This is a genomic window from Pedobacter cryoconitis, assembly GCF_014207135.1.
Classification (GTDB): Bacteria; Bacteroidota; Bacteroidia; order Sphingobacteriales; family Sphingobacteriaceae; genus Pedobacter; species Pedobacter cryoconitis_D.
Genome location: NZ_JACHCC010000006.1, coordinates 215,497 through 237,748, shown reverse-complemented (window position 1 = coordinate 237,748; position 22,252 = coordinate 215,497). Strand labels below are relative to the sequence as shown.

Sequence of the window (22,252 nt, the reverse complement as noted above, 5' to 3'; positions counted from 1 at the left end):
AATTTAAATTGTAATTTTTCTTTCTCTTGAAATGATCTTCCATTGAGCGGTCACCTGATGCTGATCTACTATACTCGCGGATCCATAAAGTGCTACTGTAGGACAAATATGTACAGGTAAACCATACAGCACATCCCCTATCCTGAAACCGTGCCCTGCCTCCAGCTCCAGGACCAGATGTTCCTCGCTCTGGCTAATCATTTTGGCAAAAGGTGCATTTAAGAAATAGACTCTTTTCTGAAGTACATTTTCGGCAGCAACTGATTTATGTCCAAGATCAACAGTGATTTTTGTAGCATCTGTCAATGAAATTACACGCGTCAGTACAAGTGCCGCAGGCAGGTATTGCTGTTCTGCGAAAGCATCCTGATAACCTTTATCCCAAAAGATAAAGGTCCCAGGACTGCATTCCAGATCTTCCATTTCAGCATAAACTGGAAAAGTTGGTGTCCCTCCGGCTATAATCACAGGCTGGGGGAGCCCGTTTTCCACAATCTGTCTGGAGAGTTCCCGAACCGGGACCAGTACCGCGGCTGCTTTTTCTTTCCTGATGGAAAGATCAGCATCATGAATATGACCATCATAGACATGTAAACCCCGCATTTCAACACCTTTTTCAAGATCTGCCTGCAAATAGAGTTTTAAAGCATCTTCACCGGCAAGAATCCCTGTACGGTTCATTCCTCCATTAAGATCAAGAAAAAGCCCCACCTTTACGCCTGCTGACAATGCCGCAAGCGCAATCGCCTGTAACGAAAATGTATTATCTATGACACAGGAAAAAAAAGTCTCCGGATAGCTCCTAATCAACTGAATAAACCTGTCAATTTTAGGACCTACGGGCTGATAAGCAAGTAATACATCCGGCACTCCGCAAATACCAAGCATTTCGGCCTCAGCAATAGTGGCACATTTAAACTTAGTGATTCCGGCTTCCAGCAGTAGTCTGGTAATTTCAGCATTTTTATGGGTCTTCACATGTGGCCTTAACCTGCTGAGTGAACTAATACTTTTTGTCAGGATAGCTATATTCTCTGTTATTCTTTCCTTGTAAAATACCAGTGCGGGCGAATCAAGCTGTTCTACCTCATTGATCAGATACCATTCCTTATGAACCATACTATTCATGCAATTCAAATAAAGCTTCAATTTCTACCGGAATATTATCAGGAAGTGATCCGAAACCTACCGCACTACGCGTTCCAATTCCGTTTTCCTGTCCCCAAACCTGAGCAAAAAGCTCACTGCAACCGTTGATAATAAACGGGTGTTTTTCAAAATCAGAAGTACAATTAACCATCCCCAAAACTTTAATGACTCTTTTCACCCGGTTTAATGTCCCGAGATTAGCCTTTATAGTGGATAACATAGTTAAACCAACTTGTCTTGCTGCCAGTTTTCCCTGCTCCTGATCTAAATCTGCGCCGATACGACCAATAATTAAGCTTTTATCATCATTTACCGGACCATGACCTGACAGGTAAAGATATTTGCCATCGATTAAAAATGGCTTATAAACCCCAAGAGGTGTTGGAGCCGGGGGCAAGGTTAATCCTAGTTTTGCAAATTCTGCTTCTGCGCTTAAATGTTCCATTATATATTTTTCTTTAGATAATTTGATTTAGTAAAAGTACACCTATCAGGCCGACTGTACCCACAATGGATTCCATCAATGCCCATGATTTAAACGTATTTTTCAGACTGAGATTGAAATATTCTTTAAACATCCAGAATCCGGAGTCATTGACATGAGAGAACATTAGACTTCCTGCTCCGATAGCAAGCACCATTAAATTAGGATTGGTCCCAGTAGCCATCATTAATGGCTGTATAATACCTGCTGTGGTTAAGCCCGCTACAGTAGCCGAACCCACACAGAACCGGATGACAGCTGCAATCAGCCATCCCAAAAACAAAGGCTGCATATGCAGGTCCTTTAACATTTCCGCGATCTGCCCACTCACACCACTATCTACCAGTATCTGTTTCAGTGCACCGGAACCACCGATAATCAATAAGATGATAGCTACATCCTTAACGGCTTCTCCGTAGATATTCATAATATAAGACATCTTTTTACCCTGAAATATCCCCAGGGTCAGTGTCGCGGTAAAAAGGGCAATCAGCATGACCACATTAGGCTGCCCAACCAGAGCGACAACATCTTTCAAAGCGGGTATGTGATTTGCATATAAGGAAAATACTGTGGCCAGAACCAGTAATAAAACTGGCAGCAGTGCTGTAAAGAAACTATTAAATGTACCCGGTAGTTCATTGGTTGACTTTTCTACAGGAATAAAGGTTTGCAAAGGAGTCGAGGGGATGTTTTTTAAAGTCCTGGAGAAAAGAGGTCCGCCGATAACAATGGCAGGAATCGCTATGAGTAAACCATATAAAAGGGTAAGCCCCATATTCGCATTAAATTGTATAACCAAAGCCGAGGGCGAAGGATGTGGCGGAAGAAATCCATGAGTCACGGATAAGGCAGCCAACATGGGCAAACCAATATAAATTGCCGGCAGTTTGTATTTATAGACTATAGAGAAGATCAAAGGGATCATCAGTACAAAGCCAATTCCGTAAAAAAGAGGGATACCAATTAAGAAGCCAGTAACGACAACTCCCCACTGAATATATTTCTCGCCAAAGATGTTCATCATCACAGCGGCTATTTTTTGAGCTGCTCCACTGTCTGCTACCAGTTTCCCCAGCATCGCACCAACAGTAATGATAATGACAAGGGATCCCAGTATATCGCCCATCCCTTTTTCCATCGATCCGGCAATTTTATTCAGTGGAATACCAAGTGTTATACCGGCTACAATAGAAACAACAAGAAAGGCTAAAAAAGCATTGATCCGGAGCGCAGAAATCAATATAATAAGTAGCAGAATACATAACAGTACGATGATCAGGGTCATTGAGCTTTATTTATCGGATTAATATATAAAACTGCCATATACCCTCTTCCACAAAACTGACAATCACCGGCAGCTACTTTTTTTTTATAAGTTACAAAGTTTAAGGACAGCAGGAAAGAAAAACAACTAAATATCCGTTTTTCAGCTAAAATGATAAATTATCATCCTGACGAAGAAAAATTACGCTTATACAGCATTTTCAAGGTTGTCAGTACTGAAGTACCATAGAAAAATTAAGGCCTGCATTTTAGCAGGCCAGATGTATAAATATTTAGACGTTTTCCATACCGTATTGTTTTAATACATCGGCTGGCACCCCTGTCCATTTATTAGGAACATTTCCCACATATCCCAGGTCATCTATACCCATTTTGGTTGTAAAAAATCCTGAAGCAGTCAGATCCCTCATCAGACTAAAAAAAGCTGCCCCTTGCTGCATCCCGGGTTTAACTTTCTTAGGGTAGGCAATCTCTTCTACCATCTCAATCTGCTGCGACTGAGATGCCTCTTTAAAGGTTTTCTGGTAACGGTTTAAACACTGAATATCTAACCATTTTAATCCGCCGCGCATCGGAATCTGGTGCTCGGGTATATCTTTAACAATAAATTCTATAAAATCGGGCACTTTAGCATCCGATGCACTTCCCGACTTGGCATCTTTGGGAATGATGATATCTGCAAGAATGGTAATCGTAGCCATTTCATGGGCATCAAAAAACTTTGCTGCATTTAATGCTTTATCTCTTTCTACCTCAAATGCTTCCCTGCCCGGTTCGGCAGCACCTTTGCCTTCTGCTTTATCCCCGGCCGGAACTGCGCCTGGTTTACAAGCCTCCAGTAATACTGCTGAACTTATAGCCGTTAAGCCTATCGCTTTTAGTGATTCACGTCTGTTCATGTCTGTTATTTAGCTTAGATTCAGTTTTTTCTTTTGTGAAAGGATATATTCTGCAGTACGCATAGATAAAGCCAGAATAGTCCATGTTGCATTTTTATCTCCCTGCTGAACAAATGGGGCTGCATCTACAACAAATAGATTTTTACAGTCATGCGCCTGGCACCATTTATTTAAAGCTGATTTTTTCGGATCATCGCCCATTCTGACCGTACCTACTTCATGAATAATTTTGCCCGGAGCCTCTAATCCGTAATTATCTTCCGGACCATGTATTTTTGAAGTAACGATCGCCCCCATAGCATGCATCATCTCCTGGAAAGTTTCCTGCATGTGTTTAGCCTGTTTAACTTCTTCATTAGCCCATTTATAATTGAAACGAAGTACAGGAATTCCGTATTTATCCACAACTTTAGGATCTATCTCACAGTAATTAGATTCTCTGGCTATCGCTGTACCACGCCCGGCCATACCAACCTGTGTACCGAAAAAACGTCTGTAGTCATCTTTCAGTCCTGCGCCATATCCGCCAGCTTCTTTCATCTTCCCATCTTTTCCTGGAACGGCACCATTCATATTTTCAATACCTCCGCCAAAACCATAACCCGGCATATGTAAACCACCCCCGTATTCAATATGGTAACCACGTGGAAAATCAAGTTTCTTATTATCAAGCCACCATGGTGAATAAATATGCACACTACCTACACCATCCTCGTTATAACGTTTACGATCTAATAGCTGCGGCAGGAAACCACCTAAACTGGCACCGGTTGAATCATGCAGGTATTTACCTACGACATTGCTGTTATTGGCCAGTCCATTAGGATGAGCAGACGATTTTGAGTTGAGTAATAAACGGGCAGATTCACAGGCACTGGCTCCAAGGATCACTACTTTTCCTCTGACCTGATGTTCTTCAAGCGTAGTTTTATCTACATATGAAACACCCGTTGCCAGTCCGGCTTTATCGGTAAGGACTTCGCGTACCATTGCATTGGTGATGACGGTTAAATTTCCTGTTTTAACTGCCGGAATTACCAGACAGGAAGAAGAAGAAAAATCTCCATATACTTTACAACTCCTGCCGCATTGTCCGCAATAAAAACAAGGAGCACGATCTTTATTATTGGGCAAGGCTTCAGTTAATACCGATCCTCTGCCCGGAATTACTGTTACACCAATCTTTTTAGCCGCTTTTTTAATAAAAAGTTCGTTTAACCTCGGTTTAGGAGGAGCCATAAAAATTCCATCCGGTTCACTCTCGATTCCCTCAGCGGTACCATAAATCCCAATCAAGCGATCAACTTTATCGTAAAAGGGTTTGATTTCTTCGTAAGTAATAGGCCAGTTATCGGTTAACCCATCTTTACACTTAAAATCGTCCGGTCCCATTCTTAAAGATATACGACCCCAGTGATTTGTTCTTCCACCCAGCATCCTTGACCGGAACCAGGCAAATTCAGAGTTGTTTTTTTGTGTATAAGGCTCTCCGTCGAGTTCCCATCCACCATAAGCTGCATCAAAGTCTCCGAAAGGTCTGACAGTGCTGGCACCACGTCTTGGCGAATCCCATGGCCATTTTAACTGCTGTGCATCTAGACGTGGGTCGAAATAAGCACCTGCTTCTAGCATCAGTACTTTTTGACCTGCATTAGCCAGCACATAACCGGCCATGCCACCGCCCGCTCCGGATCCAACTATAATAGCATCATATTCAACATCTGACTGCTTAATTTGAAATTCGTTCATACTACCTTCTTTAATATTAAATGGTTTTAGCTCGTATTTGGTGTACGTAATTTAAGATTAAAATCTAAAATTCGGAATTTTTATCAAATAAGTTACTCATGTTATATCTGCTATTGAAGGGCTGTGAAAAACAAAGGATTTATGGCTGATCAGGAAATTAGTCTGAGGATAATTCAGCTAAAACGATGTGCATAGTATTCATTCCCCAATGTTCATAGTATTTATCATTTACTATCCGCACCACGTCAATCACCTGAATGGTTATTTTTTTTCCAGTGGCCGGGATCCCGATAAACGAGCCAAGATGTGTTCCTTCAATTGTTTTCCTCGTTGTAACCAGATCACCTTCTGCAATCTGTTCATGGATAATCACTTTCAGATCCGGGAAGGCGGGTCTCAGGATATTATTAAAAGTATGTATCATACCTTTGGGTCCGCTATCCATTCCTCCAGGAGCCGTTTGATTGATAAACTGGTCATCCATAAGCTCTTCAAAGCTCTCCAGATTACCTTGTTCAATAACTTCGAGATTGAAACGTTTTACAATCTCTTTATTTTTTTTAAGTTGGGATTCCATTTTCCTCCTATGTTTAAGTTTAAACAAAGTTAGGGCCATAGGTAAAAACGGATTAGGGCTGCAGGTCCATATATTAAGGCTTAACGTTCATATTCTGATCCTGATATTCTTTTGGGGTCACACCGTAATGCTGTTTAAAAGATTGAGTAAAACTGGAATGATTTTCATAACCCAATTTCTGATAGACAATACCAGGTCTTTCTTCAGGATGTCTTAACAATCCGGCAGCAAATTCCATTTTTTGTTGCAAAAGCCACTTCCTGGGTGAAGTTCCATAACTGTTTTTAAATCTCCTTTTAAATGTGGAAATACTGGAATTACATAAAAAAGCCAGCTCTTCAACAGTAATTGAATGATCGATATTACTTTCAACAGCCCTTCTTAACTGCATATCAGTATTGTCTTTGGAAAGTACCAGCAGAGAATGTAGTTTACCCGGATATTGTTTACATAAATAGAGAAGCAGTTCATCCAGCTTAAGTCTGTTGAACTCTTCTCCCAGCACTTTACCTGATTGCATAAGCAAACTCAGGGAACTGATATAGTTAACAATGAAAGGATCCTGTTTAAAAATCAGATAGGGTTTCTGTTCAATGTCCTTCTCTTTTTCCATTGAGGAATTGTACTTGATAAAAAAATCTGTCAGCAGGTCATTATCAAAATAGAGCAAAATACTACTGAATACATCCTGATTAGGCAGCATTTCAGAAGTCAGGCAGTTTCCTTTGGAAAGAATCAGAAACTCGCCTTCGTGAATAGTGACAGTTCCTTCCAGATAAGTAATTGTCTTTGTTCCGCTGATCAACAAATTGATCATATGCTGATGAAGAATAATCTTATTCTTAGTCGAATTCTGCCGGGCATGATAAGGTCTGATAATTACGGAACTGCTTCCCCTAATTATTCCCGGCGCTGGTTCACCTGGCAGGTTAATTATATTCAAGGTCATTTAATCACAGGATAATTTGACTAGCTTTAAAATATTTACTGAATAACATTAATATGAATAACGCAAAAAGATCATCTCGTTTTGTAATCATATCATTAATGCTGTTAATCTTATCGATGGTACTGACAGTCATTGAGATTAATGCAAGTTACAAAATTCAGGTAGCACCAGATACTATCTATACAGTAATCGCATATATGGTAAGAATTGCCCTCCCCGTTTCCTTCATATATGCATTGATGTCTGTTTCAGCTAAAAAGAGTAATACCGGTTCTATTTTATGTATTCTCTCGGGTCTGGGAACCCTGATGGTTATTTTAAATCTGATTAATTCGATCTATCAGGCCTGAACTGAACTATATCAAAATGCCGTGAAACAAAAAAGCTCCAGATTTCTCTGAAGCTTTTTGCAGTGGTGTGGGCCGGGATCGAACCGGCGACACAAGGATTTTCAATCCTTTGCTCTACCGACTGAGCTACCGCACCATCCTATAATTAACATGGTTTAAACCATGCCCCACCTCGGTAGGTGGGCTGCAAATGTAGTTTCTTTTTTTGAATTACAAAATTGATATGGGAGATTATTTTGAATAATCTCCCATATCTACTCAGGATCAACACTTAAGGGTTCCAGATTTTTTAGCTCTTCTGCTGTGAATAACCTGGAATGGATAATAAAACCTACATCCAGGGTAGATTCAAGCGAAAACCCCGCAGCCCTGCCTTCAATTGCATCAAGGGTTAACTGTGTGTGCTTCCAATATTCGAACTGATCACCCGCCATATAGAATTTACATCCTTCTATTTCACCCAGACAAACATCATGAGAGCCGATCAAAAAACCACCCAGCTCAAAACAATGTGGATAGGATCCTTCACAACAACCTCCACTCTGATGAAAGAGTAACTCTCCATATTCAGCTTTCAACTGATCGATTATACGAACAGCTTTTTCAGTAACTAAAATCCTTTTGGTGCTCATGTGTCTGCTATCTTAGAAGAAACCCAGTTTCTTTTTATCATAGGAAATAAGCATGTTCTTTACACTTCTGTAATGATCCAGCATTATTTTATGATTTTCCCTGCCAAAACCAGATTTTTTATATCCGCCAAATGGCGCATGCGCAGGATATGAATGGTATTGGTTTACCCAGACCCGACCAGCCTGAATAGCACGGGGTACCTGGTATAACTCATGTGCATCACGTGTCCATACACCTGCACCTAAACCATATAAAGTATCATTTGCGATTTCAATAGCCTCTTCAACTGTTTTAAATGTAGTTACACAGAGTACCGGGCCGAATATCTCTTCCTGAAAAATACGCATTTTGTTATGTCCCTTAAAAATCGTTGGTTCAATGTAATAACCACCTTCCAGTTCACCGGATAATTTATTGATTCCACCTCCTGTCAGTATCTCAGCCCCTTCTTCTTTTCCGATTTTAATGTAGGAAAGTATCTTCTGATATTGTTCATTGGAAGTCTGTGCCCCCATCATACTTTCCCGATCGAGCGGGTTCAGGGTTTTAATAGCCTTGGTACGTTCAATAACCCGGGAGATAAATCTACCATAAATACTTTCCTGTATTAACAGACGGGAAGGACAGGTACAGATCTCACCCTGATTCAGGGCAAACATCACAGCACCTTCTATTGCCTTATCAAAAAACTCATCATCTTGTTCGGCTACAGATTCAAAAAATATATTTGGCGATTTACCGCCTAATTCCATAGTAGACGGAATAATATTCTCTGCAGCATATTGCATAATCAGGCGGCCTGAAGTTGTGCTTCCCGTAAACGCGACTTTAGATATCCTTGAAGATGTAGCCAGTGGTTTACCAACTTCCAAACCGTAACCATTCACAATATTTAACACTCCCGGAGGCAGAATATCACCAATCAGTTCCATTAAGATAATAATAGAAACCGGCGTCTGCTCTGCTGGTTTCACAACAGTACAGCATCCCGCAGCCAGTGCCGGAGCTATTTTCCAGGTAGCCATTAAGAGTGGAAAGTTCCAGGGAATAATCTGTGCAACGACACCAATCGGTTCATGAAGTGCTATACTTACAGTGTTTTCATCATGTTCGGAGATTGTACCTTCATCACCGCGGATTACCCCCGCAAAATATCTGAAATGATCTACAACCAATGGCAGATCGGCTGCAAGTGTCTCTCTGATTGCCTTACCATTATCTATTGTTTCCACCGTAGCGAGATAGTCCAGATTGTCTTCTATTTTCTGCGCAACTTTTAAAAGGATATTGCTCCTGTAAGTAGGAGAGCTTTTGCTCCAGGTTTTAAATGCTTCATGGGCGGCATCCAATGCCAGTTCGACATCTTCTTTACTTGATCTTGCGGCTTTGGTGAATACCTTTCCATCTACCGGAGATATATTATCAAAATAAATACCCTTTACCGGCGGAACAAATTTTCCACCGATAAAATTATCGTAATGGGATTTAAATGCTGGTCTCTTCATGATGATCTTTTTTTTATAATTTGGTTAGTACAAACCTAACAGCTAATCCTGCTGTTGTATAGGAGAATTGTAGCAAGTAGTAGCATTATTGTTGCAGGATGAATAAACTATTTAAATAAGCACTAACCAAACCTGAGGTATGAGGCAGCATAAATTAAATCTTGTCGCATTGAGTAAGGATGCAAACCTGCATACCCTTGTCGAAAACAGAACAGCATATACGCTGGAACGATGTGAACTCAGTGTTTTCGAAACTTATGCTGAATCTTATAAAGTACCGCTGACATTTAACGATTTTGTCATCACCAGTATGCTGCGTGGAAAAAAAGTCATGCATCTTTCTGATAAAAAAGAATTTGATTACCTGCCTGGAGAAACGGTCATCGTCCCTCCTGCGCATACCATGAAAATAGATTTCCCCGAAGCTTCCGTAGAAAACCCCGCACAGTGTATTGCACTCGCCATTGATAACGATCAGATTAAACAAACTATCAATTATCTGAATGAATATTTCCCTAAAGCTACTGCTGATCAGTGGGCTTTGAACTATGACCAGTATCATTTTTACAATAATGAGGAAATAGCCTATTTAATCAATAAAATCATCAGGATCTGTGCCGAGGGCACTAAAGAAAAAGACGTACTGGCCGATCTGACCTTAAAGGAATTGCTGGTCAGGATTATGCAGACTCAGAACTTAAAATCAATTGGCACTACCGATAGTGGACATAATCCACTAGCTTACGTCATTGGTTATATTAAAGCCAATCTTAATGAAAAAATCAACATCAATAACCTGAGTAGCAAAGCCTGTATGAGTAAAGCCACTTTTTACCGGTTATTTAAACGCGAACTGGGAATCAGTCCGAACGATTTTATTCTGACAGAAAAAATAAACCTGGCCAAACAAATGCTGACCAAGCCAGGTTCAAAAATAGCAGCGGTCAGCTATGAGCTTGGTTTCAGTGATGCGAATTATTTTATAAGAGTATTTAAAAAGCTGGAAGGAATTACTCCTGGTAGTTACCAGCATAAATCTTTTTATCCATAATCCAGATTTTCTTTGGATGAAATGTTTTGGCTGAAATGTCCGGAAACAAAAAAGCTCCAGATTTCTCTGAAGCTTTTTGCAGTGGTGTGGGCCGGGATCGAACCGGCGACACAAGGATTTTCAATCCTTTGCTCTACCGACTGAGCTACCGCACCATCTTATTTAAATATGTTTAACACATATTCCCCTCGGTTGGGAGTGCAAATGTAGTTTCTTTTTTTGAATTGCAAAACTTTTTTTTGAAAAATTTAAAAAAGGCCCCAGATTTATTTAAAACCGCTCTAAATTTAAAATAATTATGCTTGCATAGTATTTTTTTACTGCTAAATATTTTAACTTAGCGTTACTGTAAAAGATTGACCAAATAATGATTTCACAAATTCTATTTATCGCTATTACATTAGCGGCGATTGCACTCTTCAGTTTCAACCTGAAAAAGGTGATCCGCAATATTAAGATTGGCAGACCGGCAGACCGCTCTGACCAGCCTTCAAAACGAATGATGACCATGATCAGGGTTGCCTTGGGGCAGAGTAAGATGGTAGTCCGTCCTATCCCTGCTGCACTGCACTTTATAGTGTATGTGGGTTTTGTAATCATTAACATCGAGGTACTCGAAATTATGATTGACGGCGTATTTGGTACACACCGCATTTTCGGCGGATTAGGTAGTGTCTATAACTTTCTGATTGGGTCATTTGAATTCCTTGCCCTTGGTGTGTGGCTTTCCTGTGCCATTTTCCTGATCAGAAGAAACATATTAAAACTCAAGAGATTTACAAGTCCTGAACTAAAAGGATGGCCTAAGTCTGATGCTAATTATATCCTCTTCACTGAAATACTGCTGATGACAGCTTTTTTGCTGATGAATGCGGCTGATGCCAAATTACAAGCTTTAGGTGCACATCATTATATCACTGCAGGTGCTTTTCCGGTGAGTCAGTTCTTACAGAATTTATTACCAGGTACCGAAAGTAGTCTGATCATGATAGAGAGAAGCTGCTGGTGGTTTCACATCGTAGGTATCCTTTGCTTTCTGAACTACCTGCCCTACTCTAAACATTTCCATATTCTGTTTGCCTTTCCAAATACTTATTTTTCAAACCTGGAGCCTAAAGGTGAATTCAGCAATATGCAAAGTGTTACCAATGAGGTCAAAGCGATGCTTGATCCTTCCTTCACTCCACCAGAAGCTGCTGCAGGAAGATTTGGTGCCAAAGATGTTAATGATTTATCATGGGTAAATCTCATGAATGCCTATACCTGCACCGAATGCGGACGGTGTACTTCAGTTTGTCCGGCTAATATTACCGGGAAACTGCTTTCTCCACGTAAAATCATGATGGATACCCGTGACCGTATGGAAGAGGTTGGTAAAAACCTTGACAAAGGTGGGGCTGGTTTTGATGATGGCAAATCCCTGATTGATGATTATATCACCAGAGAGGAAATATGGGCGTGTACAAGTTGTAATGCATGTGTTGAGGCCTGTCCGATCAATATCGATCCGCTGGCGATAATTACAGATCTGAGAAGGTATGCTGTAATGGAAGAATCACAGGCACCATCCAGTATCAACGCCATGTTAGGGAACATTGAGAATAACGGTGCACCGTGGAAATACTCTCCGGCCGACCGGTTGAACTGGGCTAAAGAAAACTAAATTTTAATCTATTACTCAAGCTGAATAATGAGCGCGAAACTAAATATAGAAGTGCCTACAATGGCAGAAATGATAGCCAGGGGCGAAGAACCTGAGATCTTATTCTGGGTAGGCTGTGCAGGGAGTTACGATGAACGTGCACAAAAAACAACACGCGATATTTGCAAGATACTTCACCATGTGGGTATCAAATATGCGGTACTGGGAACAGAAGAAAGCTGTACAGGTGACCCTGCAAAACGCGCCGGAAATGAATTTCTGTTTCAGATGCAGGCCATGACCAACATCGAGGTACTCAACGGATATAATATTAAAAAAATCGTAACCGGCTGTCCACATTGTTTTAATACTATTAAAAACGAATACCCTGGGCTTGGTGGTACTTACGAAGTTATTCACCATACACAATTGATCCAGGATCTGATTAACGACGGTAAACTGAAAGCCGAAGGAGGCGAAAGCTTCAAAGGCAAAAAAATCACTTATCATGATCCGTGCTATTTAGGTCGTGGCAATGGTATATATGAGGCTCCGAGAAAAGCCCTGGAAGTTCTGGATGCTCAGCTGGTCGAAATGAAACGCTGTAAATCTAATGGCCTTTGCTGTGGTGCCGGTGGTGCGCAGATGTTCAAGGAACCAGAAAAAGGGAATAAGGACATCAACATAGAAAGAATCGAAGAAGCTCTGGAAACAAATCCTAATATTGTAGCAGCCGGCTGTCCTTTCTGTATGACCATGCTGAGTGACGGTATTAAAATGAAAGATCAGAACCAAAACGTTGAAGTATTGGATATTGCAGAAATTACAGCAAGAGCAAATGGGTTGTAACCCCCTTTTTATTACGTCTTTAAATTCAGGCAGTAACGGCAACTGTTATTACGTTGGTAATGCACAGGACGCCGTACTGATTGATGCGGGAATATCATGCAGGGAAACAGAGAAAAGAATGCTTCGCCTGGGCCTATCAATGGGAAAGGTGAAAGCTATTTTCATCTCCCACGAACACGGTGATCATATCCGCGGACTGACAGTAATGGCTAAAAAGTACCGTATCCCGGTTTATATTACTCCGGCTACACTGGATAACAGCAAGCTGGATTTGCCTTTGGATTTAGTCAATCCTTTTACCAGTCATCAGATTGTACAGATTGGTTCCATGCATATCACCTGTTTCCCTAAAATACATGATGCTGCAGAACCGCATAGTTTTATGGTTACCTGCGGAGCTATCAAAATTGGTGTTTTTACAGATCTGGGTATAGTGTGTGAACAACTTACACACCATTTTCAGCAATGTGATGCCGCATTCCTGGAAGCTAACTATGATGAGGAACTTTTACACAATGGTAATTACCCCTATTACCTTAAAAAAAGAATCAGCGATGGATTTGGTCACCTGAGTAATAAACAGGCTTTAGAATTATTTATAAGCTCGCGTCCGCCCAGATTAACCCATCTGTTGCTATCCCATCTGTCAAAAGACAATAATAACCCGGCACTGGTTGAAAACCTGTTTAAGCAGCATGCTCAGGATACGATGATTATTGTGGCTTCGCGTGAGATGGAAACACCGGTATTTACTATTGATGGAGCTTCTCACTCATCCGCTGAAATTTCTCAGCCAGATCATTCAGCTCTTCAGGCTCGATGTTCTTAAGTGGGATAACCATAAAAGTGGACATACTATCCACATCCTCTCCTTTACTGTCATTATAGGTCTGTACAATGACATCATCCCCTTTAGTCCGTAAAATGAGTGTTCCGGTCTGCGTCGTACCCGCATAATCTATCTCTTTATATTTAAGCAGATTAAAGGAGAAGTATTCAATTTTACCACTGTTTAAAAAACACTTATAACGACAGAACCCAGTGTTAGTAACATGTAATTCATACTTCTTAATACTTTTACCTGACACCTCAGCGTTGTAATGATTATAAAGCTTTTGCTGTACATATACAGCCTCTTCCTCTGTTGGACCATACGATGAAAAAGATAGAAAAACAGCACATAACAGGGTAAATGAGCATATTTTTAAGGAGATTGTAAACTTTTTCATCTCTTTAGATATTTAAGAATGTCAATTTAAATAAAATGCTAAATTTGTGATATGAGTTTTTCTCCACAATCAAAGGTTTGGATCTACCAAAGTGATCGCGAATTCACTGACCAGGAGGTGAGTGCAATTCAGCAGCAGCTGGACGGTTTTACCGCACAATGGAAAGCCCATGGCCACCAGTTACAGGCAAAAGCAGAAATCAGGTATAATTATTTTATTATTTTCACTGTAGACGAAGCTACTGCGGGTGCAACAGGCTGTTCTATTGATACCTCAGTACGCGTAATTAAAGGTATCGAAAGTGAATATGGTATAGACCTGTTTAACCGTTTCAATATGGCCTATAAAGTTGACGGCAAAGTGAATGTCGTTAATAAAGAAGATTTTGAAACCCTGATCAGCATCAAAAACATCAACCACGACTCTATTGTATTTAACAATATGGTACAGACACTGGAAGATTTCGAGACAAAATGGGAAGTTCCTTTTAAGGAAAGCTGGCATAAAAAAGTTTTCGCGGACTTACTTTAATCCGCGAAAATCTATATTAACTTGTCTCTTACTTGAATTTTAAAGGACCCAGGTTCCTTATATTTTTCATGATCAGGTACTGCCTGTGTCTGATGTATAAAGTAGGATGTTCAGGTGTCCATCGTAACGGATTAGGAAAACAGGCTACAATCAATGCAGCTTCAGATCTGTTCAGATTCCTGCACGACTTCCCATAATAGCTTTGTGCAGCGGCTTCAGCTCCATAGATACCATCTCCCATTTCTATGACATTGAGATATACTTCAAGTATCCGCTGTTTACTCCATATCATTTCAATCAGGACCGTAAAATAAGCTTCAAACCCTTTACGTACCCATGACCTGCCCGGCCAGAGGAATACATTCTTGGCTGTCTGCTGCGAAATCGTACTCCCCCCTTTAACTTTAGTACTGTCTTCTTTGTTGGCACTGTATGCTTTTCCGATAGCTTTCATATCAAAACCCCAGTGATGCACAAACTTCTGATCCTCCCCAGCTACAGCAGCTCTCTTGATCTGGTCAGACATCTCGCTGAACTTAACCCATTCTTTATCCGTTTTAAAGGTTTTACCATCCGATTTACGTTCGATATTACGCATAATCATCAATAAGGTAAAAGGCGGGTTAATAAACCTATAGGCTACTACCCAGAGGATGGTAGTCAGAAAAAACCATAATATACATTTACCTATGAGTATCGGAAAGTTTCTGAAGTCGAATTTCTTTGATTTACTGGTTTTGCCACGTTTTCTAGCCATCGCCCAAAGTTAATAAAATTACAGATCCGGCATCTATCCTGGATATATTTTAAGCGGGTTCTAAACATTTCAGCCTGCTCATTTGTTTTTTCCTAAAAGAATACAATATGGAAGCGAATAATGTAAAGAGAATACACGATTTCGGTCAGAGTATCTGGCTTGACTTTATTGACCGTGAAATTATTAAATCTGGGAAACTTAAGAATCTGATAGAAATAGATGGCGTAAGGGGCCTTACCTCAAATCCTGCAATTTTTGAAAAGGCAATCAGCAGCAGTGCCGACTATGATGCAGATATTGCCGGATTAGCAAAAAGCGCGCTGAGTAACGAAGATATTTTTTACCACCTGGCTATTAAAGATATCCAGCAGGCGGCAGATTTATTACTGCCTGTATATAATGAAGAACCAAAAGGTGCTGATGGTTATGCAAGTCTGGAAGTATCACCATTATTGGCGATGGATACAGCAGGCACTATTAAACAGGCCCTCCATCTTTGGAAAGAGGTCAACCGTAAAAACGTAATGATTAAAATTCCGGGTACACAACCTGGTCTGGCGGCCATCAAAAAAACTATCTCCGAAGGGTTAAACATTAATGTAACCTTATTGTTCGGGTTGGAACGTTACAGAAAAGTAACAGATGCCTATATTGAAGGCCTGGAAGAACGCGCAGCAAGAGGCGAAAGCATCAAAGACATTGCTTCAGTAGCCAGTTTCTTTTTAAGCCGTATAGATGTACTGATTGACCCTATACTGGAAGAAAGACATTTAGGTGAACTGAAAGGCGAAGTAGCTATTGCTTCAGCAAAAAAAGCATACGAGATTTACAAAGAAGTCTTCACCGGTCCGAGATGGGAAAAACTGGCTGCTCTTGGTGCCAGGCCGCAGCGTTTACTATGGGCCAGTACAAGCAGTAAAAACCCCGCATTTAAAGACACTAAATATGTAGAAGCACTGATCGGCCCTGATACAGTAGATACCATCCCTATAGAAACTCTCGAGGCTTACCGTGATCATGGTGATCCCGAAAACAGGCTGGAAATAGATCTCGAAGGTGCCTCATCCGTATTAGCACAGTTACGTCATGAAGACATTGACCTGGCAAAACTTACCCAGCAACTGGAAGATGAAGGCATAGAGAAATTCAACGCGCCCTATGAGAAATTATTAAATGCAATAGAAAAGCAAAAACAATTAGCTTAATAACTAGATTTGCTGATAATAAAAAAACAAGCATGAAGTTTACAGCATCAAGACTATCAGAAGGAAACAAGGTTTTTCCTACAGAAATCTATTTAGAAGAGAACAGTATTGAAATAAAAGCGCCGGGTTTATTTAGCGGAGACTCTAAATATCTGAATTATGAAGACATTTCGTCGATTGAAGTTGATTCACCGATGATAGGTTTTGCTACGCTTCGCCTGTTTATGAACGGGAACAAAATAGAGGTTCATGGTTTCTCTAAAAAGGATATCAAAGAGATCAGAAGAGTGATTGATGAAAACAGAACTAAAAGAAGGAGAATCTAAATACCTTCCTTTTGAAGCATAAAAAAAGCGTCCTGATAAAATCAGAACGCTTTTTTTTATATCGTTTAAGATGAGATTACTCAGCTACAACTGCGAAAGGAACTTTAACTTTCACTTCTTTGTGTAAGTTTAAGTTAGCAACATAGTCACCAACAAATTTAGGTTCAGTTTCGAAAGTGATACGGCGACGGTCAACATCAAAACCTTGTTGTTTTAATGCATCAGCAATCATAATAGTGTTTACTGCACCAAAGATTTTACCAGTTTCACCAGCTTTAGCACCGATACTCAATTTAACATCAGTTAAACGAGCTGCGATATCTTCAGCATCTTTCTTAATTTTATCTTGTTTAAACGCTGCTTGTTTCAAATTCTCTGCTAATACTTTTTTAGCAGATGGAGTAGCTAAAGCACCGAATCCTTGTGGGATAAGGTAGTTACGTCCGTAACCTGGCTTTACGTTTACAATATCATCTTTCTCTCCAAGAGATTTGATGTCCTGTTTTAATATAATTTCCATGTTCAGCTCTTATTTTAATTGGTCAGCAACGAAAGGTAACAAACCAATGTGGCGAGAACGTTTAACCGCTTGAGCCACTTTACGTTGAAATTTCAATGAAGTACCGGTTAAGCGGCGAGGTAAAATTTTACCTTGATCATTGATGAATTTTAACAAAAAGTTTGCGTCTTTATAATCAATATATTTAATACCATTCTTTTTGAAACGGCAATATTTTTTTCTGTTATCGTCCACTTTTGGAGCAGTAACATATTGTATTTGATCTTTAGCCATTATGCTGCAGCCTCCTCTTTCTTAGGTTTTTTGTTAAAAGCACCACTGCGTTTCTTCTCATTATAAGCAACCGCGTGACGGTCTAATCTAATGGTAAGGAAACGAAGAACACGCTCATCGCGTTTTAGTTCTAATTCCAATTTGTTAATTAATTCACCTGAAGATTTGTACTCTGTAAGGTGGAAAAATCCGCTTGCTTTTTTTTCAATCGGATACGCTAATTTTCTCAAACCCCAATTGTCCTCTTGAACAATTTCGGCACCGCTGTCAGTGATGATTTTGCTGAATTTCGCTAATGCTTCTTTCGCAACTTCTTCTGACAACAACGGGGTTAGAACGATAACAGTTTCGTACTGATTCATTGTTATGATTATTTTATGTTAAATCCTGTGTTAAACAGGGCTGCAAACTTAGGAATATTTTTCGACAATTCAAAACATTTACTACTTGCCAAACAGGTAATTAACTCCGATCTTATATCTCTGTATGTTAACGCTGAAAGTCTGATAATTTGAAATAGCTGAAGAAAAAGTATAACCAGCCAAAATTTCGATCTTTTTATGAAGAACAATTCCAGCAGTTAAAGGGAGTGAAAAATTCAATTTTTCCAGCTCTGTTTTATTCTCTTCAACTGAGGTTTCCTGTCTGAAAAAACTTTTATCAATTTCCTTGTTGGTTGTATATCCTGAAAGATTCAGCCCAACACCTCCGCCTAAAAACACTTTCAAATGATCTCTGTTGTATATATTATAGATCATTTGCGGTATCATTGAGACTGTCACCTGATTAAACTGATGGGTAGCTGACTCGCCATATTTTCCTTCCGTGATAGTCGAAACTTCATTTCTACTGGTTGACAGAGATAACTCCAGTCTGTAAATAAGTTTCCTTATCGCCGGGTTAGCAAATGCATCAATACCAACACTAAGGTAAGGGGTGTAAGAGGATTTATTATGCGCGTCAGGGCTTGCGAAGTTATGCGTTCCTTTATAATATCCTTTATTGGCATTCATACCAATACCGACAAAAAATCTTGTTGAATTATATTTGGATTTAGCTACTTTTTGCTCATTGATCCTGGCAGCAATCTTAATCAGAGAAGGTTCATCATATCCCAGAAATGCTAATTTATTTCTGTCAGTTTCTGTACCCACTTCAAATTTATTCATGACTAGTGATAATTGTCTCCGAAACTCGATATCTTCCATCATCATGTTGTCATTTGCAGCTTTTAAATATATCCCGCTAACCAATTCGTAAGGTGTAGCACTGTCCTTCTCTAATAAATAGAACCTCTTCTTAATTTTGTCGGTATAAGAAAACAAGGTAATATTTTTACCCGCCTGCAACACTTTCAGAAATACATCCCTTTTTTCAATGGTTTTATCCGGCCCAACAGAAAGATTTGCGAGATCCATTTTGCTCATACTCACTTCTACGTCAAAACGCTGATAAGCTTCCATTTCATTAATGGAAAAGGCCGAACAGTTAGCCGTATTGAAAGTCTGTGTCTGACTTTCCAAAGCAGTTTTAAATGTAATTGATACAGGATTTTTCGTCTGTTCAACAAAATCAATATAACCCGCAATGGTATCTTTGTTATTGGTTACCACATAACCTTTTTGAAAATTGGATTGAGCAAAACAAAATACAGGGATTCCCGATAGTAATAGCAGTAGAGAACGTTTCATTTTATTTAAATAGTTAAGGTATAAATATTTGTAATTAAATTTAAAGAGCGGCAAAGGTAATTTTATTCCCAATTAAAATGGGCAAATTATTTTTACACCAATATTTCTTCCCATCCCCTGTATTCCTCTATATCCATTGGGTGACTGTTCATAACTTTCAAAATATTTAAGCCTGCTCAGGTTTGACTGATAAACTTCATTAAACAGATTATTAATCTGTAACTGAAATTGCAGTGCATGCGTTTTTGAATACTTAACCGATGTTCCTGCAGCTACATTAAAAAGCAAATAGGCTTTAGCCGGTGTTTCTGTGTCATTCAATGCCAGGTAACGGTTTTGTGCTGCATTAAACTCAGATTCCACTTTAAAATTCAGGGTTGAAAATAATTTAGAACGGAGTTTAATATCCTGGTTAATACTGCTTAGCCACCTGACAGGGGGGATAAGCGGCAAATATTCACCTTCTGTTTTCTTATCTTTAAATAAAGGTTTTCTATTATATCCATAAATCAACGAGAAGGAGTTATCAAATGAAAACCCCTTAATAGAAGCCGGATGAAGGTTAAAAGTAGATTCTACACCATAAAGCTGAGCCGTAGCTTGCTGATATTGATAAGTCTTATCTCCCTGTGGGCTGATACTCGGATTTCCACCCACATCTAATAATTGAGTCAGATAAATATAATTCTGAATATTATTATTAAACAAGCTGAATGACATGGACAAATCTCTAAATGTAACTTCAGCTCCTATATCTTCCTGAAAAGAAAATTCAGGTTTAAAATTCCGGTTTCCCAGATAAATAATATGTGCACCCGGATCTAGACCATTTGAAGCAAATTCAGTAATACTCGGTGCACGGTAACCTCTGGCAATATTAGCTTTCAGACTCACCTGATCACTCAGCTGATAAGTAGTCCCCAGGCTTAAAGAAACGCCTCCGAAAGACTTATTAAAAGAGGCGAACTGCAGATAAGCATTCGGGTCTTGCGCTAAAGAAACCTGTCTGCTGAATCCGGTCAGCGGATTGTTTGCCGTATAAAAATCATTTGCTTTCAAATTGCGTAAATCATACCTGACTCCTCCACCGATTGTCCAGTTTTCATATTTCCATTTCGCAAAGACATAAGCTCCTGCGTCAAAAAGATTATAATCGGGGATAGGAAAATCTGTCGCATTCTTATTCAGGTTATTCTGATACATCCCATTAATACCAAAGGTAAGCTCAGTATTTAAGATCCTGGGCGCATTATACTTTAATCCATAATTTACCGTATTTAATCTCACATACATACCAGCCTGATCAGGTAGCGTAGGATGATTGTATTCTCTGCGGATATTTTGCTGAAAAGCAAGCAGGACATCTATATCTCCTTTACCAATCTCATAATGATTATTACTATAGACCCTGTAATGCTGGATATGCTGATGTAAAGGGCTCATCCGATAAGAATTTAGCTCAGCATCTGGAACTATCGGACGGTTTTTAATATCATCCTGATCTCCTTCGTAAATCTGTTTGGTAAACTTCCGGGTCAGAGAATCCCTGCTACCATCTGGAATACCCTGTATATTATCATAAAGCGTTAAGTTGAAAGTAGAGTTTCCCTTGTGCGTACTGTACCGAACCGTACCCGACGCATTGGTTTCACGAAATCCCGTATTGTAAACCCTGCCATCTACAGCATTGCTATAGTTTTTCGCAATACGATAGGAGCCCCGCAAAGCAAAAGACCAACGGTCCTTCGCATAAAATAAACCCAGACCATTTCCAATTAGCCCATTATTACGCTGATATTCGGAGAGGATTTTGCCATGCAATTGTCCATCCGTAACCGTTGGCATGGAAGACATCAGACTCACCACTCCTGCCAGTGCATCACTCCCATACATTAAACTGGATGGTCCTTTAATTACTTCTGACCGTTCAATATTATAGGCATCAACCTCTATTCCATGTTCATCCCCCCATTGCTGCCCCTCCTGGCGGATCCCGTCATATAAAGTGAGTACCCTGTTGTATCCTAAGCCCCTGATAAATGGTTTGGAGATATTAGGCCCTGTTTTCACTGCATTCAGTCCCGGAACGTTTCTGACCAGTACATCTATAATGTTACTCTCAGAGGATTGCTCTATTTTCTTTTTAGAAACGCTGACAATAGGTACAGGATTCTCCCTCGAAAGCGTTGCCCTGGAAACACCTGTAACCACCACTTCATTCAGTGCATCTTCTTTGGTTTCCAGTAAAACTTCGTAAAACAGTCTGGTAGCATCAATGCATACTGTATCAGGTTTATAGCCCAGATAAGAAATCAATAACTTCCCATTTCTTTGCTGTTGTGGGATAGCCAACGTAAATTTTCCATGTTTATTTGCAATCGCTGTTCGTTTTGAATCCAGTAGCCTTACACTGCTTCCCCCAATAACCTGTTGTGTATTTATATCTCTGACCAATCCTGATATTGGTTGGTCCTGTGCCTGAGTGCTGACAGCAAAGAATAGCAGTAAAACAACTACTGATTGCTTAAAAATTAGTCTTTGTATGATCATATTGTATTTTTAGTTTGTGCAAACTTAATAAATTAGATTAATCTAA

General features: G+C 39.7%; 24 protein-coding genes and 2 tRNA genes. 8 read left to right on the top strand and 18 right to left on the bottom strand.

The annotated features are described in order from the left end of the window. Positions 1-3 precede the first annotated feature (3 nt). From HDF25_RS12820 to HDF25_RS12790, 7 genes are all read right to left on the bottom strand, one after another. Positions 4-1,128, bottom strand: coding sequence for a D-TA family PLP-dependent enzyme (locus tag HDF25_RS12820; protein WP_260409369.1), 1,125 nt, complete (start codon positions 1,126-1,128; stop codon positions 4-6). Next, entirely contained in the window at positions 1,121-1,594 is a 474-nt protein-coding gene (locus HDF25_RS12815) for a RidA family protein (protein ID WP_184625271.1), read from the bottom strand. Before HDF25_RS12815 ends, HDF25_RS12820 begins: the two co-directional genes overlap by 8 nt. A gap of 13 nt (positions 1,595-1,607) precedes the next feature. Further along, positions 1,608-2,921 carry a gluconate:H+ symporter gene (locus HDF25_RS12810; protein ID WP_184625269.1) on the bottom strand — a complete coding sequence of 438 codons (1,314 nt, stop codon included), beginning with the start codon at positions 2,919-2,921 and terminating at the stop codon, positions 1,608-1,610. Between the two features lie 271 nt (positions 2,922-3,192). Beyond that, positions 3,193-3,819 (bottom strand): gluconate 2-dehydrogenase subunit 3 family protein, encoded by a 627-nt coding sequence (locus HDF25_RS12805; RefSeq protein WP_184625267.1) that lies wholly within the window; start codon positions 3,817-3,819, stop codon positions 3,193-3,195. A gap of 9 nt (positions 3,820-3,828) precedes the next feature. Continuing rightward, positions 3,829-5,568, bottom strand: coding sequence for a GMC family oxidoreductase (locus HDF25_RS12800; RefSeq protein WP_184625265.1), 1,740 nt, complete (start codon positions 5,566-5,568; stop codon positions 3,829-3,831). A gap of 157 nt (positions 5,569-5,725) precedes the next feature. Further along, positions 5,726-6,145, bottom strand: a complete 420-nt coding sequence (locus HDF25_RS12795) for an ester cyclase (RefSeq protein WP_184625263.1) — start codon at positions 6,143-6,145, stop codon at positions 5,726-5,728. Between the two features lie 73 nt (positions 6,146-6,218). After that, a complete protein-coding gene (locus HDF25_RS12790) occupies positions 6,219-7,094 on the bottom strand; it encodes a helix-turn-helix domain-containing protein (protein WP_184625261.1) in 876 nt (291 codons plus the stop codon). A gap of 98 nt (positions 7,095-7,192) precedes the next feature. Here HDF25_RS12790 and HDF25_RS12785 point away from each other — a divergent pair, with 98 nt between their 5' ends. Further along, positions 7,193-7,444: a hypothetical protein gene (locus HDF25_RS12785; protein WP_184625258.1), complete on the top strand. Its 252-nt coding sequence runs from the start codon at positions 7,193-7,195 to the stop codon at positions 7,442-7,444. Between the two features lie 63 nt (positions 7,445-7,507). Here HDF25_RS12785 and HDF25_RS12780 read toward each other — a convergent pair. From HDF25_RS12780 to HDF25_RS12770, 3 genes are all read right to left on the bottom strand, one after another. Beyond that, positions 7,508-7,580, bottom strand: a tRNA-Phe gene (locus HDF25_RS12780). Positions 7,581-7,698: 118 nt separating this feature from the next. Beyond that, complete coding sequence (locus tag HDF25_RS12775) at positions 7,699-8,076, bottom strand: DUF779 domain-containing protein (protein ID WP_184625256.1); 378 nt, start codon at positions 8,074-8,076, stop codon at positions 7,699-7,701. 12 nt (positions 8,077-8,088) lie between these two features. After that, entirely contained in the window at positions 8,089-9,582 is a 1,494-nt protein-coding gene (locus HDF25_RS12770) for an aldehyde dehydrogenase family protein (RefSeq protein ID WP_184625254.1), read from the bottom strand. Positions 9,583-9,721: 139 nt separating this feature from the next. On the opposite strand from HDF25_RS12770, the gene HDF25_RS12765 reads away from it, so the two are divergent. Further along, the gene (locus HDF25_RS12765) at positions 9,722-10,633 is read left to right on the top strand and encodes an AraC family transcriptional regulator (protein WP_184625252.1); all 912 of its coding nucleotides are present in this window, start codon (positions 9,722-9,724) and stop codon (positions 10,631-10,633) included. Between the two features lie 82 nt (positions 10,634-10,715). Here HDF25_RS12765 and HDF25_RS12760 read toward each other — a convergent pair. Further along, positions 10,716-10,788, bottom strand: a tRNA-Phe gene (locus HDF25_RS12760). A gap of 212 nt (positions 10,789-11,000) precedes the next feature. Here HDF25_RS12760 and HDF25_RS12755 point away from each other — a divergent pair. From HDF25_RS12755 to HDF25_RS12745, 3 genes are read left to right on the top strand one after another with little or no spacing between them, the layout of a single operon-like run. Next, positions 11,001-12,296, top strand: a complete 1,296-nt coding sequence (locus HDF25_RS12755; protein WP_184625250.1) for a 4Fe-4S dicluster domain-containing protein — start codon at positions 11,001-11,003, stop codon at positions 12,294-12,296. 27 nt (positions 12,297-12,323) lie between these two features. Then, on the top strand, positions 12,324-13,124 hold the full coding sequence (locus HDF25_RS12750; protein ID WP_184625248.1) for a (Fe-S)-binding protein: 801 nt from the start codon (positions 12,324-12,326) through the stop codon (positions 13,122-13,124). Next, entirely contained in the window at positions 13,075-13,953 is an 879-nt protein-coding gene (locus HDF25_RS12745; protein ID WP_260409368.1) for an MBL fold metallo-hydrolase, read from the top strand. The genes HDF25_RS12750 and HDF25_RS12745 overlap by 50 nt, the downstream gene beginning before the upstream one ends. On the opposite strand, the gene HDF25_RS12740 is transcribed toward HDF25_RS12745, so the two are convergent. Further along, complete coding sequence (locus tag HDF25_RS12740) at positions 13,877-14,353, bottom strand: hypothetical protein (protein ID WP_184625246.1); 477 nt, start codon at positions 14,351-14,353, stop codon at positions 13,877-13,879. The genes HDF25_RS12745 and HDF25_RS12740 overlap by 77 nt on opposite strands. A gap of 51 nt (positions 14,354-14,404) precedes the next feature. Between HDF25_RS12740 and HDF25_RS12735 the strand changes: the two genes are divergently transcribed. After that, positions 14,405-14,884: an ABC transporter ATPase gene (locus HDF25_RS12735; RefSeq protein WP_184625244.1), complete on the top strand. Its 480-nt coding sequence runs from the start codon at positions 14,405-14,407 to the stop codon at positions 14,882-14,884. A gap of 28 nt (positions 14,885-14,912) precedes the next feature. On the opposite strand, the gene mtgA is transcribed toward HDF25_RS12735, so the two are convergent. After that, positions 14,913-15,641, bottom strand: a complete 729-nt coding sequence (gene mtgA / locus HDF25_RS12730; protein ID WP_184625242.1) for a monofunctional biosynthetic peptidoglycan transglycosylase — start codon at positions 15,639-15,641, stop codon at positions 14,913-14,915. A 107-nt stretch (positions 15,642-15,748) separates the two neighbouring features. Between mtgA and tal the strand changes: the two genes are divergently transcribed. Then, entirely contained in the window at positions 15,749-16,846 is a 1,098-nt protein-coding gene (gene tal / locus HDF25_RS12725) for a transaldolase (RefSeq protein WP_184625240.1), read from the top strand. A gap of 32 nt (positions 16,847-16,878) precedes the next feature. Next, complete coding sequence (locus tag HDF25_RS12720) at positions 16,879-17,172, top strand: hypothetical protein (protein WP_184625238.1); 294 nt, start codon at positions 16,879-16,881, stop codon at positions 17,170-17,172. 76 nt (positions 17,173-17,248) lie between these two features. On the opposite strand, the gene rplI is transcribed toward HDF25_RS12720, so the two are convergent. The 5 genes from rplI to HDF25_RS12695 all read right to left on the bottom strand — a co-directional run bounded on the left by rplI (position 17,249) and on the right by HDF25_RS12695 (position 22,206). Next, on the bottom strand, positions 17,249-17,692 hold the full coding sequence (gene rplI, locus HDF25_RS12715) for a 50S ribosomal protein L9 (protein ID WP_184625236.1): 444 nt from the start codon (positions 17,690-17,692) through the stop codon (positions 17,249-17,251). Between the two features lie 9 nt (positions 17,693-17,701). Next, entirely contained in the window at positions 17,702-17,965 is a 264-nt protein-coding gene (gene rpsR, locus HDF25_RS12710) for a 30S ribosomal protein S18 (RefSeq protein ID WP_008244392.1), read from the bottom strand. Continuing rightward, complete coding sequence (rpsF, locus tag HDF25_RS12705; RefSeq protein WP_037444035.1) at positions 17,965-18,327, bottom strand: 30S ribosomal protein S6; 363 nt, start codon at positions 18,325-18,327, stop codon at positions 17,965-17,967. Before rpsF ends, rpsR begins: the two co-directional genes overlap by 1 nt. An 81-nt stretch (positions 18,328-18,408) precedes the next feature. Further along, positions 18,409-19,656, bottom strand: a complete 1,248-nt coding sequence (locus HDF25_RS12700; RefSeq protein WP_184625234.1) for a hypothetical protein — start codon at positions 19,654-19,656, stop codon at positions 18,409-18,411. A gap of 72 nt (positions 19,657-19,728) precedes the next feature. Then, positions 19,729-22,206, bottom strand: a complete 2,478-nt coding sequence (locus HDF25_RS12695; RefSeq protein WP_184625232.1) for a TonB-dependent receptor — start codon at positions 22,204-22,206, stop codon at positions 19,729-19,731. Positions 22,207-22,252 lie beyond the last annotated feature (46 nt).

Bases quoted from the DNA above. Each gene is read 5' to 3' on its own strand.
- HDF25_RS12750 (WP_184625248.1), top strand. From the start codon at position 12,324: ATGAGCGCGAAACTAAATATAGAAGTGCCTACAATGGCAGAAATGATA.
- HDF25_RS12695 (WP_184625232.1), bottom strand. From the start codon at position 22,206: ATGATCATACAAAGACTAATTTTTAAGCAATCAGTAGTTGTTTTACTG.
- HDF25_RS12810 (WP_184625269.1), bottom strand. From the start codon at position 2,921: ATGACCCTGATCATCGTACTGTTATGTATTCTGCTACTTATTATATTG.
- HDF25_RS12740 (WP_184625246.1), bottom strand. From the start codon at position 14,353: ATGAAAAAGTTTACAATCTCCTTAAAAATATGCTCATTTACCCTGTTA.
- rplI (WP_184625236.1), bottom strand. From the start codon at position 17,692: ATGGAAATTATATTAAAACAGGACATCAAATCTCTTGGAGAGAAAGAT.
- tal (WP_184625240.1), top strand. From the start codon at position 15,749: ATGGAAGCGAATAATGTAAAGAGAATACACGATTTCGGTCAGAGTATC.
- HDF25_RS12790 (WP_184625261.1), bottom strand. From the start codon at position 7,094: ATGACCTTGAATATAATTAACCTGCCAGGTGAACCAGCGCCGGGAATA.
- HDF25_RS12815 (WP_184625271.1), bottom strand. From the start codon at position 1,594: ATGGAACATTTAAGCGCAGAAGCAGAATTTGCAAAACTAGGATTAACC.
- HDF25_RS12785 (WP_184625258.1), top strand. From the start codon at position 7,193: ATGCTGTTAATCTTATCGATGGTACTGACAGTCATTGAGATTAATGCA.
- HDF25_RS12755 (WP_184625250.1), top strand. From the start codon at position 11,001: ATGATTTCACAAATTCTATTTATCGCTATTACATTAGCGGCGATTGCA.
- HDF25_RS12720 (WP_184625238.1), top strand. From the start codon at position 16,879: ATGAAGTTTACAGCATCAAGACTATCAGAAGGAAACAAGGTTTTTCCT.
- HDF25_RS12735 (WP_184625244.1), top strand. From the start codon at position 14,405: ATGAGTTTTTCTCCACAATCAAAGGTTTGGATCTACCAAAGTGATCGC.
- HDF25_RS12805 (WP_184625267.1), bottom strand. From the start codon at position 3,819: ATGAACAGACGTGAATCACTAAAAGCGATAGGCTTAACGGCTATAAGT.
- HDF25_RS12775 (WP_184625256.1), bottom strand. From the start codon at position 8,076: ATGAGCACCAAAAGGATTTTAGTTACTGAAAAAGCTGTTCGTATAATC.
- rpsR (WP_008244392.1), bottom strand. From the start codon at position 17,965: ATGGCTAAAGATCAAATACAATATGTTACTGCTCCAAAAGTGGACGAT.
- HDF25_RS12795 (WP_184625263.1), bottom strand. From the start codon at position 6,145: ATGGAATCCCAACTTAAAAAAAATAAAGAGATTGTAAAACGTTTCAAT.
- HDF25_RS12770 (WP_184625254.1), bottom strand. From the start codon at position 9,582: ATGAAGAGACCAGCATTTAAATCCCATTACGATAATTTTATCGGTGGA.
- HDF25_RS12820 (WP_260409369.1), bottom strand. From the start codon at position 1,128: ATGAATAGTATGGTTCATAAGGAATGGTATCTGATCAATGAGGTAGAA.
- rpsF (WP_037444035.1), bottom strand. From the start codon at position 18,327: ATGAATCAGTACGAAACTGTTATCGTTCTAACCCCGTTGTTGTCAGAA.
- mtgA (WP_184625242.1), bottom strand. From the start codon at position 15,641: ATGGCTAGAAAACGTGGCAAAACCAGTAAATCAAAGAAATTCGACTTC.
- HDF25_RS12700 (WP_184625234.1), bottom strand. From the start codon at position 19,656: ATGAAACGTTCTCTACTGCTATTACTATCGGGAATCCCTGTATTTTGT.
- HDF25_RS12765 (WP_184625252.1), top strand. From the start codon at position 9,722: ATGAGGCAGCATAAATTAAATCTTGTCGCATTGAGTAAGGATGCAAAC.
- HDF25_RS12800 (WP_184625265.1), bottom strand. From the start codon at position 5,568: ATGAACGAATTTCAAATTAAGCAGTCAGATGTTGAATATGATGCTATT.